This window comes from Pedobacter sp. WC2423 (genome assembly GCF_040822065.1).
Lineage (GTDB): Bacteria > Bacteroidota > Bacteroidia > Sphingobacteriales > Sphingobacteriaceae > Pedobacter.
The window spans coordinates 117,307-129,391 of sequence record NZ_CP162005.1; the positions used below are offsets into that span (position 1 = coordinate 117,307).

11 protein-coding genes and 1 other RNA gene are annotated in these 12,085 nt (G+C 39.6%); 4 read left to right on the forward strand and 8 right to left on the reverse strand.

The window, feature by feature from the left end; genetic code table 11:
* Positions 1-69 precede the first annotated feature (69 nt).
* Together AB3G38_RS00500 and AB3G38_RS00505 are read left to right on the forward strand one after the other, a co-directional pair.
* On the forward strand, positions 70-432 hold the full coding sequence (locus AB3G38_RS00500; RefSeq protein ID WP_068400803.1) for a response regulator transcription factor: 363 nt from the start codon (positions 70-72) through the stop codon (positions 430-432).
* Positions 433-468: 36 nt separating this feature from the next.
* Positions 469-1,338 (forward strand): aldose 1-epimerase family protein, encoded by an 870-nt coding sequence (locus AB3G38_RS00505; RefSeq protein WP_367866536.1) that lies wholly within the window; start codon positions 469-471, stop codon positions 1,336-1,338.
* Here the strand turns inward: AB3G38_RS00505 and AB3G38_RS00510 are convergent.
* From AB3G38_RS00510 to AB3G38_RS00520, 3 genes are all read right to left on the reverse strand, one after another.
* Positions 1,335-3,233 (reverse strand): CocE/NonD family hydrolase, encoded by a 1,899-nt coding sequence (locus AB3G38_RS00510; RefSeq protein WP_367866537.1) that lies wholly within the window; start codon positions 3,231-3,233, stop codon positions 1,335-1,337. The genes AB3G38_RS00505 and AB3G38_RS00510 overlap by 4 nt on opposite strands.
* A 65-nt stretch (positions 3,234-3,298) precedes the next feature.
* The gene (locus AB3G38_RS00515) at positions 3,299-3,691 is read right to left on the reverse strand and encodes a MerC domain-containing protein (protein ID WP_367866538.1); all 393 of its coding nucleotides are present in this window, start codon (positions 3,689-3,691) and stop codon (positions 3,299-3,301) included.
* Positions 3,692-3,763: 72 nt separating this feature from the next.
* Positions 3,764-5,488 (reverse strand): hypothetical protein, encoded by a 1,725-nt coding sequence (locus AB3G38_RS00520; protein ID WP_367866539.1) that lies wholly within the window; start codon positions 5,486-5,488, stop codon positions 3,764-3,766.
* Positions 5,489-5,681: 193 nt separating this feature from the next.
* Between AB3G38_RS00520 and AB3G38_RS00525 the strand changes: the two genes are divergently transcribed.
* A complete protein-coding gene (locus AB3G38_RS00525) occupies positions 5,682-6,914 on the forward strand; it encodes an MFS transporter (RefSeq protein WP_367866540.1) in 1,233 nt (410 codons plus the stop codon).
* A 68-nt stretch (positions 6,915-6,982) separates the two neighbouring features.
* Positions 6,983-8,479, forward strand: coding sequence for a gluconokinase (locus AB3G38_RS00530; RefSeq protein ID WP_367866541.1), 1,497 nt, complete (start codon positions 6,983-6,985; stop codon positions 8,477-8,479).
* A gap of 60 nt (positions 8,480-8,539) precedes the next feature.
* Here AB3G38_RS00530 and AB3G38_RS00535 read toward each other — a convergent pair whose 3' ends face one another.
* The 5 genes from AB3G38_RS00535 to AB3G38_RS00555 form a co-directional block, all read right to left on the reverse strand.
* Positions 8,540-9,220 carry a hypothetical protein gene (locus AB3G38_RS00535; RefSeq protein WP_367866542.1) on the reverse strand — a complete coding sequence of 227 codons (681 nt, stop codon included), beginning with the start codon at positions 9,218-9,220 and terminating at the stop codon, positions 8,540-8,542.
* A gap of 133 nt (positions 9,221-9,353) precedes the next feature.
* On the reverse strand, positions 9,354-9,572 hold the full coding sequence (locus AB3G38_RS00540; RefSeq protein WP_367866543.1) for a hypothetical protein: 219 nt from the start codon (positions 9,570-9,572) through the stop codon (positions 9,354-9,356).
* Positions 9,573-9,765: 193 nt separating this feature from the next.
* Positions 9,766-11,175: a sigma-54-dependent transcriptional regulator gene (locus tag AB3G38_RS00545; RefSeq protein WP_367866544.1), complete on the reverse strand. Its 1,410-nt coding sequence runs from the start codon at positions 11,173-11,175 to the stop codon at positions 9,766-9,768.
* A 66-nt stretch (positions 11,176-11,241) separates the two neighbouring features.
* Positions 11,242-11,631, reverse strand: an RNA gene (gene rnpB / locus AB3G38_RS00550) — RNase P RNA component class A.
* A 34-nt stretch (positions 11,632-11,665) separates the two neighbouring features.
* Positions 11,666-12,085 (reverse strand): cytochrome c, encoded by a 420-nt coding sequence (locus AB3G38_RS00555; protein WP_367866545.1) that lies wholly within the window; start codon positions 12,083-12,085, stop codon positions 11,666-11,668.

Below are 12,085 nucleotides of genomic sequence, written 5' to 3' on the forward strand. Positions count from 1 at the left end.
CTGAAACCTGAGAATTCGGAACAATGTTTGCATATTGAGTGAAAATTTAGATTCCCACCAAAAGAAATTATGAAGAAAAGAATACATGTTTTAGAAGATGACCAGGATATCAGATACATTATTGAATTTTTATTAAAAGATGAAGGGTATGAATTACAGTTATCTTCAACTTTTGCAGAATTAAAAAGCAAGTTGAATGACGCATTACCAGATTTGTTTATTATTGATGTGATGCTGCCTGACGGAAACGGAATTGAAATTTGTGATGATTTGAAAACTGATATGTTTACTAAACATATTCCGGTGATTGTGATGTCAGCGAATCCTGAAAGTAAGGAGAAAAGTGTTACTGCACAAGCCGATGCTTATATCAGTAAACCGTTTGATCTGGATTATGTAGTTAAAAGAATAGAAAGACTATTAGTTAAATAAGGTACTAAAAGCCCCCTTTTTGCCTAAATTTATAAAATGATGATTTTACTGGAAAACGAAAATATCAAAGTAACTATCTCGGCAAAAGGAGCAGAGTTACAAAGTATCAAAAGCAAAAAAGATAACCTGGAATATTTATGGAAAGGTGATCCTGCTTTTTGGGGCAAATTCAGTCCGGTACTTTTTCCAATTGTAGGGGCACTTAAAAATAACACCTATTGGATTGGTGAGCAATCCTATCAGCTTCCCCGTCATGGCTTTGCAAGGGATCTTAATTTTGAGGTTCAGCAAATAAATGAAGAGGAAGCTTTATTTACACTTGCTCACAACGCACAAACTCTGGAGGTTTATCCTTTTGAGTTTAAATTCAGTTTGAGATACAGCCTTTCCGGCGCAGCAGTTTCCTGTATTTATGAAGTGAGTAATCCGGGAACAAAAGACCTTTTGTTTTCTGCAGGTGCCCACCCGGCTTTTGCTGTACCCTTAACTTCAGATACGCTTTATGAAGATTATTACCTTGAATTTTCTCAGGATGAGTCTTTGAATATTCACCAGATTGAAGATAACCTGATTAGTGATCAGGTCGCTATCTTACAGCTCAGTGACCGTAAACTAAACTTGCAGCATGAATTGTTTTACAATGATGCGCTGGTGATCAAAGACCTGAACAGTAAATCTATTCAGTTAAAGAATACAAAAAATCAGCATGGCCTTAATTTCCGTTTTATAGATTTTCCTTTCTTTGGAATCTGGTCAGCGAAGGATGCAGATTTTGTGTGTCTGGAACCCTGGTGCGGTATTGCTGACGGCATTCATCACAACCAGCAGCTTAGCGATAAAGAAGGAATACAATCTTTATCGCCAGGGCTTGACTGGAAAAGGAGCTGGGAAGTTGAAGTCTTTTAATCAGCCTTCAGCACATTAACTTTCAAGCTTGATGCCTGTCCGTTTTTAAAATATACACGGTGGGTCGCTTTTTGAAAGTCAGCCTCCGTAGCTTTATATATGTTTACAAATGTTTGCGGATTGCGGTCTACTAAAGGAAACCAGGAACTTTGAACCTGAACCATGATCTTATGTCCTTTCTTAAAGCAATGTGCCGCATCCTGCATATCAAATTTAACTTCAGTTACCGCGCCCGGAACCATTGCTTCCGGCTCAGAAAAGCTGTTTCTGAATTTAGAACGCATCACCTCACCACGAACCAGCTGCTGAAAACCACCCATTTTTGTATCAGCGATCGGACTGTCATCAGGCGCATCACCAGGATATACATCAATAAGTTTCACTATAAAATCGGCATCTGTGCCTGTTGTAGAAACGAACAGATCAGCTAAAAGATGTCCGGAGATTACTACATCATGCGCTAAGACAGGAGTCTGATAAACCAACACATCCGGTCTTGAAGCAGCAAAACGCTGATCTTCATACATAAAGTCACTTCCTCTGTCAATTCTGATTGTATTGGTATAAGGAACAGGCTTCTGCGGATCGCTGATAAATTCATCATATTCCTTTGCATCCTTTACAGGGGCTTCAAAAGATAATTTCCCTCCAGCATGAAAATAAAGACGTTCTTCTTTAGCTTCAACAGGGGGCCATGCGGTATACTTTTTCCATTGATTTGAACCTGTTTCAAAGATTGTAGCTTTTGGCAGCTCAGGATTTACTGTTCCTTTAAGATAGTGATTAAAAAAGGCCAGTTCAATCTGCTCCCTGTAATAAGGCCCTGTTTCTGAATGAAAACGTACATTACCCAGAGCTTCATTGCTGCCCGTAGTCCAGCTTCCATGCGTCCATGGGCCCATCACCAAATAGTTTGGGGCAGCTGGTTTATTCTTTTCTATGCCTGCAAATGTCTTTAAAGGACCATATAAATCCTCCTGATCAAACCATCCGCCAACAGTCATCACTGCTGGTTTAATATTTTTAAGATGTGGAACCGGAGTACGTGACTTCCAGAAATCAGAATAATTTTCATTTTCCATCATTTCATTCCAGATCGGGTTTTTTCCTTTAAAATAGCGTTCATCAGCATTTTTTAAAGGGCCGAGGTTTTTATAGAATTCATAAGCATCTGGCGTACCATAAGCCATAAATCTATCTGCATGGTTTGGTGTAGGTTCAGGTCTTGGTGCCCCATAATAAGCTAAAAAGGAGAATGTCCCCATCAAAAAGAATGCGCCATTATGGTGACGGTCATCTCCCATAAACCAATCCGTTACCGGGGCTTGCGGAGAAGCAGCTTTTAAAGCAGGATGTGCATCAACGGTAGTCATTGTTGTATAAAAACCAGGAGCAGAAATTCCCCAGGTTCCAACTTTGCCATTGTTTCCATCCACATTTTTAACCAGCCAGTCTATCGTATCATAACTGTCAGAACTTTCATCTACAGCTGTTTTCCCTTTTTTATTGGGAATATAGGGACGCGTAGCGACGAATTCCCCTTCAGACATATATCTGCCTCTTACGTCCTGATAAACGAATATATAACCCTCCTTTGCAAAAACCATAGATGGACCTAAACTTGTTTTGTACAGCTCTGCTCCATATGGCCCCGCACTATAAGGAGTACGGTTATAGAGTATCGGATATTTTTTTGTTTTATCTTTTGGAACATAGATAATAGTAAACAGCTTTACACCATCCCGCATCGGAACCTGCTTTTCAATTTTTGTATAATGCGCGGTTATATAAGTAGCATCATCCGGATTTTGTGCTGGTTTTTGAGCCAGTGTACCAAATGATAGCATAGAGACCGCGGCTGATAAGATATAAGTTTTCCTGGCTAAAGATTTCATACCGGCAAAATAGACATATTGTTTATACAATTATAAAAAGCATTTCAAATTTTATTATCGGATAGCTATTTCCCGTGATGTGTACATGACCTGTTTAATCTCCAGTTGACCAGGTGAGCAGCTGCTACAGTGAACCCGCCCATAGGGATCAGAACAGGCTCGAGGTTTTCTATGCCAGAAAAATGGCCTATGGCAATTAATGCAAAGCCACTTAATAAAACAATAAACGGAAATAATTTATGATGTTGTTTCCGGTAAGACAGGCTTAATGATAATGTTCCGAGTACTACTGATACGATGATCATTGAGATCTCTACCCATTCATTACTTAAAAATTCAAGACCTAAAAGCGGAAGTGTAGTCAGAAATATAGGAACTAAGGCACAATGGATTGCACATAAAGCAGAAGCAGTCATTCCGAACCGGTCGAGGCGTTGTAAAGTTTTTGAAAGAGACATAGCATATCGTATTGAACTGCAAATATAGAAGCAACTTTATTGCATTTAATCTGTGTCAGGTCATATTTTAATTTACTCTCTCACATAATATCCAATATTCATTGCACTATTGGGTACTAAATTATTCCATATCATTCTTACCCCGTCTTCACTATCTTTATATTTCACTTCAATTATTCTGCGTAACCTATTAACCGTGGCACATTCTTTTGGAGACAAATAAAAATCATTTTCCTGGAAGAACTCCATCAAACGGTTGAAATTTCTTCTCCTGTATTTATCAGTTTGACTGAGTTTGGTAAGTTCCCGGATCTGTGCTACAATGACCGAATGTTTGATCTGTGCTTTAAGATCCGGAATCAGATCAATCAGGCCATCTTCTGAAATCACTACCAAAACTGTCTGCGCTTTATTGATCATATGCTCATAATACCTCACTGCTGAGTTATACCGTGCACCTCTGGATGAATCACCGTTAGCTGTAGCAATGCCATCTAATATCACCCCTATAGCATGACAAGTACAATCAATGTCAATTAATACAGCGCCATCGATAGAAGTGATCTGATGGATAATATCTTTATTGATCCGCATGGGTTTAATTTTAAAACACTGGCTGCTCAGCCGGATAGCTTCCTGATCTGCTTCAGAAGAAATGGCTAAAATAGTTCCGTGTTTTTGTTTGGTGGCCTCCATCGTAACCTCCCAAAGGGCATTTAACTTTGATTTATCTATTCCATGAAATACTCGTTTAAGACTGGAATAGAACTTTTCTTTATTGATTTTTTCATTATGCAGTGCTGGCATCCGGAACGAAACAGACATCATAATATGATCATGGTGTAAAACTTCCCAGTGAAAATGTTTGGTGAAATGTACAATAAACAAAGACTCATCATGGTAATTATACTTTCCTGTTAACTGTCCTAAGCCATAAATCCAGACTGAATCTGAAAGCATCATCTGCTTATTATCTGCCAGCTCCAGAAATTTTCTCATCTTCCTGAAATCTTTAATATGTATAGGATTTTCCAATAGCATTGTCACTTTAACATTGGGGTGCTGCTGTTTTGCAATAATCATTTTCCCAAAACCCTCTTCGCCCTCGTATTTCAAAGAGGAAATGGTATTACATGCATCAAACAATACATGCAGGTTGCTGGAATTTTGTCCGGCAAGAGAAATTGTGGTCAGAAAATCGTGACCAGCTTTACTCACCAGCTCATCACGGCTTTTAGCCAGTACGTTAAAATCTGATTGTGGTTTTGATTTCAGCGCATCAGCTGCGGAATCTGAATATACTTTGATAATACTCTCCAGAAAGGAGCGGCTGATGTGCTGCCCGTTTGGAAGTGTATTTTTAGTCAGATAATAAAAAGTACTCAGCAGTGGTCTGCTTAATTCCATCACTACATAAACGAGATATCCATTCACATAAACTGGTTCAGAGAAAAAATAAGCATTGTTTTTTCCATTAACATGTGTTCTTAAAATATACTGCATCTCTGTGATATAAGCAGTATTCAATAACCCGGTATGGCTCTCTTTTTCCTCCTCGTTCTCTTGTTTCACTAATAAGCTATGTTGTATGCTCAGCGCTTTTAAAGACACAAAATCCTTCATTTCATAGGCAGCATCCGGACATTCCAGGCTCACAAATGGAAGGTGCATATCAGGTTTAAGCAATACACCGATCAAAAAAATCCGTGGAGAAAGCCTGTCATCTAATGAATTAAAAAGTTCTTCTGCTGCAAGTTGTAATGAAATCTGGCAATGCTGCTGATGTTCCCAAATCATATGATTAGCACCTGTCATACTTAGTATTGTATTGTTAAAGTAGAGTTTTGGCTATAACAGATCTGGGTTTAAGATGAATAATGAATGACTACCCACAAATATATTCGATTTTTTGCAACTCAATTGTTAAAGAAAGTTAATTAGGTGAAGCATAAATTACTACATTAGTTACACAAAAAATCATGCTAACCTGATGCAACCACACAAAGCCTCTAATGCTGCCTTAAGTGCAGCTATTCTAGTAGCATCTCTGGGCTACTTCGTTGATATTTACGATCTTTTATTATTCAGTATTGTCCGTATTCCGAGTTTAAAATCTCTTGGACTTAGCGGTTCAGCATTAACCGATACTGGTATTATGCTATTAAACATACAAATGATCGGCATGCTGATCGGAGGTATCTTATGGGGAATGCTTGGCGATAAAAAAGGCCGTTTATCAGTATTATTTGGTTCTATATTCCTGTATTCCCTGGCCAATATTGCCAATGGGCTGGTACACTCTGTCAATGCTTACGCATTCTGGCGTTTTGTTGCCGGGCTGGGACTGGCTGGAGAATTAGGTGCCGGGATTACGCTGGTCGCAGAGCTGATGCCTAAAGAAAAGAGAGGATATGCAACCACCATTGTGGCCTCTGTTGGGGTGAGCGGTGCTGTAGTAGCCTATTTTATCGCGCAGATATTTGACTGGCGTACTTCTTTCTTTATTGGAGGCGGATTAGGCTTATTTCTGCTTTTACTCCGGATCGGGGTAGCAGAATCCGGAATGTTCAGTCAATCCAAAGAAGCGGGTAACCGGGGTGATTTCTTCGCGCTGTTTAAAAATAAAGTTCAGTTTGTTAAATATATCCGGTGTATTCTGATTGGTATCCCTTTATGGTTTGTTGTAGGGATCTTAATTACGTTATCTCCTGAATTCGGTAAAGTATTACGTGTACAGGGAGAAGTGAGCGCAGGTGCAGCCGTAGCCTGGTGTTATGGAGGGATCGTGATTGGTGATATCGCCGGCGGATTAATCAGCCAGTGGCTAAAGAGCCGGATTAAAGTGGTTTATATTTTCCTGGGGATGGCCACAGTCGGTATTACTGCTTACTTTACGCTTTATGACCTTAGTTTACAACATTTCTACTGGTTATGTGGCGGTATAGGGCTGACTGTGGGTTACTGGGTAATCTTTATGACGATTGCAACCGAACAGTTTGGCACGAATATCAGAGCTACAGTAACCACTACCGTTCCTAACTTTGTTCGTGGTGCCGTTGTTCCGCTCACCTTACTTTTTCAACTGTTAAAAGGTGCTTTCGGCGGAAATATTATCCATTCCGGAATCACAGTGGCAATAATCAGCTTTGCGGTTGCATTTTATGCCTTAAGCAGGATGAAAGAGACTTTCTTTAAGGACCTGGACTATGTAGAAGAGTTTTAGACTTATTTATATAGATCAGGATACCTGGTATCTTGAATAAAGTTTAAATTGCGGCTTAATCAATACTCATGCAATATATCCTTGGAATAGACATTGGAACCGGAAGTACTAAAGCAGTAGCTGTAGGAGCAGATCATAAAGCTTTTGATAGTAGTCAGTATTTTTATCCAACCGAGGTCAAACAACCTGGTTATAGTGAGCAGGATCCTGAGCTGATCTGGAAAGCCTTTCAGCAAAGTATAAGTGCTATAGTTACCGGGCTGAAGTCTGGTCCTGAGGCAATCAGTTTGAGCTGTGCTATGCATAGTTTGATTGCTGTAGATGAAAATGGGAAAGCATTGGCGCCAATGATGACCTGGGCAGACAGCAGAAGTACCCCGGTTGCAGCTTCTTTATTAGCGACTCCATTGGGTGCACTCTTATATAAAGCAACGGGTACACCAGTTCATTCGATGTCTCCTTTATGCAAAATTATCTGGATCAGGGAGAATCAGCCTGAATTTTTCAAAAGTGTTTATAAATTCATCTCTATCAAAGAATATATCTGGTATCGTTTGTTTCATACTTTTGAGGTGGATTATTCAGTAGCCTCCTGTACCGGGCTTATGGATATTCAGCGGCTTGTCTGGCATCCGGAAGCTTTAGCTGCCGCCGGAATCAGGCCGGAACAGCTTTCTGCTTTGGTGAGTACACATTATTTAAGAAAAGATGCTGATCCTTCAGCAGGCTTATCCTGTTTGAATAAAAATACACCTTTTGTGATCGGAGCAACGGATGGCTGTCTGGCTAATTTAGGAACAGGGGCAGTAAAACCAGGAATTGCAGCTTTAACGATAGGAACAAGCGGGGCTTTAAGAGTTGCGGGTGATACTGCTGTATTGAATGAGCAGGCAATGACTTTCAGTTACCGGCTGGATGAAGAGACTTTGATCAATGGAGGGCCTGTCAATAACGGAGGAATTGCCTTGAAATGGCATATGAAGAATGTCCTTCAAAAAACAGCGCTCAATGAAAATGATTACAACGACGTACTGAATAAAATTGAAGCTATTAAACCTGGTGCTGAAGGCCTTATTTTTCTGCCTTATTTACAGGGAGAGCGTGCTCCAATCTGGGATTCCAAAAGTTGCGGTACATTTTTCGGAATCCGTCTGAATCATCAGACCGCTCATTTTACCCGTGCGGTAATTGAAGGAATTTGTTTCGCTCTGAATGATGTTTTACTGGCATTAACTGCCTCAGGGCAAGAAATAAAACAGTTAAATGTAAGCGGAGGTTTTGTGACTTCGGCCATATGGCTGCAAATTATGGCTGATATAACAGGCAAAAGACTTTTGTTATATAGTGTGGAAGATGCTTCGGCAGTAGGGGCGGCTTATGTTGCGTTTAAAGCACTCGGTCTTTCAGCAGCTTATCCACTTCCAGATCAGCAGGACATTACCTATATTGAACCTGATGAAAAGAATCACCTGAGTTATCAAACCAGTTTTGGTCTTTACAAAAAGATATATAAACAGCTAAAAGGAGTGATGCACGAAATTTATGATTTGCAGAACAACAGTTAGCCTTAAAGCAGAAAAGCTGTTCCCGGTTGTCAGGAACAGCTTTTCTGCTTATAATTCATCTTATTGGTGAACAGAATTGTAACTCTTTACCAGTGAAGTCAGAGATTTTACATCAAAATATTCTATTCCTTTAATGCGTTCAGTCAGGTCCTGATCATCCGACATTTTCTCCATTAAAATATTTTTAATATACTGTGTATTTGTATCTGAATTATCCGGAGTAATCTCCATCATATCACCAGAACCTGGTTTTTCTATATAATATAACGCGCGGCGTTCTCTTCTGGGACGGTCATCATCATCTCCACGACCGCCAAAACTTATGCCTCCGCCAATTCCAACACCACTATAACCTCCGGTTCCAATACCCAGACCGATGGAAGGTGAAAAACGAACCCGTCTTCTTGGTTTTTCAGTAACTCCTGTGCTGCCACCCATTGAATATAAATTCAACTTTCCTGCTTCTACCAATTTAAAGAAACGGTATCCGGCTTTCTTGTTCGCTAAAAAAGGCTTGCTGACATAGGTTTCCCCATTCCATAAAAACTCCTTAATATCTTTAGCATTATACTGCGCCATTGTTCCATCGTCTTTCTTGAGACCAACCGTCAGGAAATCGGTTCCCTGTATGGTTCCGCGGACAAAATTACCAGTATCAATCACTACAGCATCCTGTGCGGAAGCAGCCAGTGCAAGTAAAGAGAAGAGTACCAGTGTACTCACATATTTTATTAACCTCATATCGATTCAAATAACTTCTTATCAATCCAAATAACGTGAATTATTTACTAATTGTTGTCATAGGCAGCTCAGATATGCAAAATGCCCTGAAAATTATCCAGGGCATTCTTTTCGTGCTATTCAGTCAGGAAGCTTAAGCTGCTTTTTTTACAGCTGTTGTCTTCTTAACTGTTGTTTTTTTTACTTCTTTGTTTGTCTTAAAACGCTTATCAGGTGTTCCGTCTTTTTTCAAAGGCTGTTTGTTCTTTTTATAACGCATATCTTTTGACCCATCCTTTTTTGTCTGAGCGAATGTTTGCGTGGTTGTAAAAGCCATTACAGCCAACAGCATCATAACGATTAACTTTTTCATATTGCGGTTTTTTAAAATTTACATGAAGCTATAAAACATTTTCCAGATTCGCTAGTATATCCAGCCGAATTATAACTGGCGTATTTTCTGCTTCTTTTGAGCATAACATACAAATAACGTACCATGACTAAATAAATACTAAAAAAGGGATTAGCACTGCTAATCCCTTTTTGCTGTTCAGGCGAATGAAATATTATTCAGTGACTCTTTTTAAGCCGAATTTCTCAATTTTACTGTACAAGTGACTACGTTGAATATCAATATCATCCGCAGTTTTAGAAACGTTCCAGTTGTTCTTTTCCAATTTAAACTTGATGAATTCTCTTTCCGCATGATCTTTGTAATCCTGGAAATTTGTGAATTTATCGTAATTGGTTGTTCCTGCAGATGAACCGTTGCTATTACCGTTAAAACCATGATTTGCGGCACCAATGTTGGTTCCTCCACCTGGATTGGCAAATGCAACAACCTCATGTTCAGAGATAATCTTATCACTTAGAATAATCAGACGTTCAATCATATTGTGTAACTCACGTACGTTTCCTGTCCATGGTAAGTTTTGCAATGCAACCATTCCGGCTTCACTGATCTTTTTAACGGGCATGCCATAATCCTTACAAATATCTTCCAGGAAGCTCATTGCGATCTCAGGAATATCCTCACGGCGTTCTGTTAAATGAGGAACATGAATGTTGATGACATTTAAACGGTGGTATAAATCCATTCTGAAATTGCCATCTTCAATTTCTTTCATCAGGTCTTTGTTGGTTGCAGCCAGGACACGTACATTAACTTCTAATTCCTTTTCACCACCAACACGCGTAATCTTATGTTCTTGTAAAGCACGAAGTACTTTTGCTTGTGCAGAAAGACTCATATCCCCGATTTCATCCAGGAACAAAGTACCACCATTGGCCAGTTCGAATTTACCGATACGCTGTTTTACAGCAGAGGTAAATGATCCCTTTTCGTGACCGAAAAGTTCACTTTCAATCAGTTCAGATGGGATTGCAGCGCAGTTCACTTCAATTAAAGGGTTCTCTGAACGGTGTGATTTTTCATGTAACCAACGGGCTACTAGTTCTTTACCACTACCATTTGCACCTGTAATCAATACACGGGCTTCAGTAGGGGCAACACGTTCAATCGTTTCTTTAATTTTATTGATATTCTCTGAACTGCCCAGGATATCTCTTGTTTTACTTACTCTGCGTTTTAGAACTTTAGTCTCAGTAACCAGGTTACCTCTGTCCAGTGCATTTCTGACAGTAATCAGTAAACGGTTTAAATCAGGTGGTTTAGAGATAAAGTCAAAAGCACCCTTTTTGCTGGCTTCAATAGCCGTTTCTACAGTACCATGGCCGGAGATCATAATAAATGGTAAATCAGGACTGTAGGCCAATGCTTGTTCAAGCACTTCCATACCATCCATCTTATTCATTTTTATATCACATAATACCAGGTCGTATTTCTTTTTTTTGATCAGATCTAATCCATCAACTCCATTATCAATATCCTCTACCTCGTAATTTTCGTACTCTAAGATCTCACGTAATGTGCTTCTTATCGCACGTTCATCATCAATAATTAATAATTTAGCCATAGGGGTTGTTAGTCTTTTATCGGATACGAATATATTTACTAATTATCAAATAATACAGATAAAATAAAAAAATGCAAGCCTGTAAGCCGGGTTCTGTACCTTGATAAATCAAAGCTTCTACCATTAATCTACTATAAATGTCGCCATTTATCTCTAACGACCTACCCACTGACATCGGACGAGCAGCCCTACATGCGTCAGCCTATTTGGTCTTTCAACTCCCGGGGTTTACCATCCCTTCCGGTCACCCGGAAAATTCGTGAGCTCTTACCTCGCGATTTCAACCTTACCTGTGCCCTTACAGGCCATCGGCGGTATATTTTCTGCGGCACTTTCCATAATTCAGGTCTTCAATCCCAAACCTCTTCCCGTTAGGAAGCGGGATGCTCTGTGTTGCCCGGACTTTCCTCTTTAAGATGCCGGAGCATTACTTACAGCGATAGAACAGCTTGCATTTTGCGCAAAGGTACAGAAACCGATTTAAAAAATACTACTTGCAGTTCTTTAGATCGTTTTCTACCTGCTGAGTACTGTACATTCCTTGTCGATGACCGAAGCCATTGGTGATATAGACCACTAATTGTGCAATATCTATATTAGCCAGGTTAAATTCAGGCATTTTACCTTCATAAACCTGTCCATGTACCGTAACCGGTGTTGAAATTCCATTTTTAATAATACAAGCCAGCTTTTCTTTATTCGCTTTCATGAAAACACTATCCGTAAGCGGAGGGGTTAAAGCACCCAATCCTTCACCTTTTCCACCATGACAATTCTGGCAATGCTTAATATAAAGATCTCTTCCATTTACATAATAAGCATCCTGCTGTACCGTTTCTGCCGTCTGGCAAGAATAAAACATGCTGATCAGCGCAAGCGAAACCAGGGTAATGATTATAAATTTCCTCAT

Bases quoted from the DNA above. Each gene is read 5' to 3' on its own strand.
- AB3G38_RS00500 (WP_068400803.1), top strand. From the start codon at position 70: ATGAAGAAAAGAATACATGTTTTAGAAGATGACCAGGATATCAGATAC.
- AB3G38_RS00505 (WP_367866536.1), top strand. From the start codon at position 469: ATGATGATTTTACTGGAAAACGAAAATATCAAAGTAACTATCTCGGCA.
- AB3G38_RS00510 (WP_367866537.1), bottom strand. From the start codon at position 3,233: ATGAAATCTTTAGCCAGGAAAACTTATATCTTATCAGCCGCGGTCTCT.
- AB3G38_RS00515 (WP_367866538.1), bottom strand. From the start codon at position 3,691: ATGTCTCTTTCAAAAACTTTACAACGCCTCGACCGGTTCGGAATGACT.
- AB3G38_RS00520 (WP_367866539.1), bottom strand. From the start codon at position 5,488: ATGATTTGGGAACATCAGCAGCATTGCCAGATTTCATTACAACTTGCA.
- AB3G38_RS00525 (WP_367866540.1), top strand. From the start codon at position 5,682: ATGCAACCACACAAAGCCTCTAATGCTGCCTTAAGTGCAGCTATTCTA.
- AB3G38_RS00530 (WP_367866541.1), top strand. From the start codon at position 6,983: ATGCAATATATCCTTGGAATAGACATTGGAACCGGAAGTACTAAAGCA.
- AB3G38_RS00535 (WP_367866542.1), bottom strand. From the start codon at position 9,220: ATGAGGTTAATAAAATATGTGAGTACACTGGTACTCTTCTCTTTACTT.
- AB3G38_RS00540 (WP_367866543.1), bottom strand. From the start codon at position 9,572: ATGAAAAAGTTAATCGTTATGATGCTGTTGGCTGTAATGGCTTTTACA.
- AB3G38_RS00545 (WP_367866544.1), bottom strand. From the start codon at position 11,175: ATGGCTAAATTATTAATTATTGATGATGAACGTGCGATAAGAAGCACA.
- AB3G38_RS00555 (WP_367866545.1), bottom strand. From the start codon at position 12,085: ATGAGGAAATTTATAATCATTACCCTGGTTTCGCTTGCGCTGATCAGC.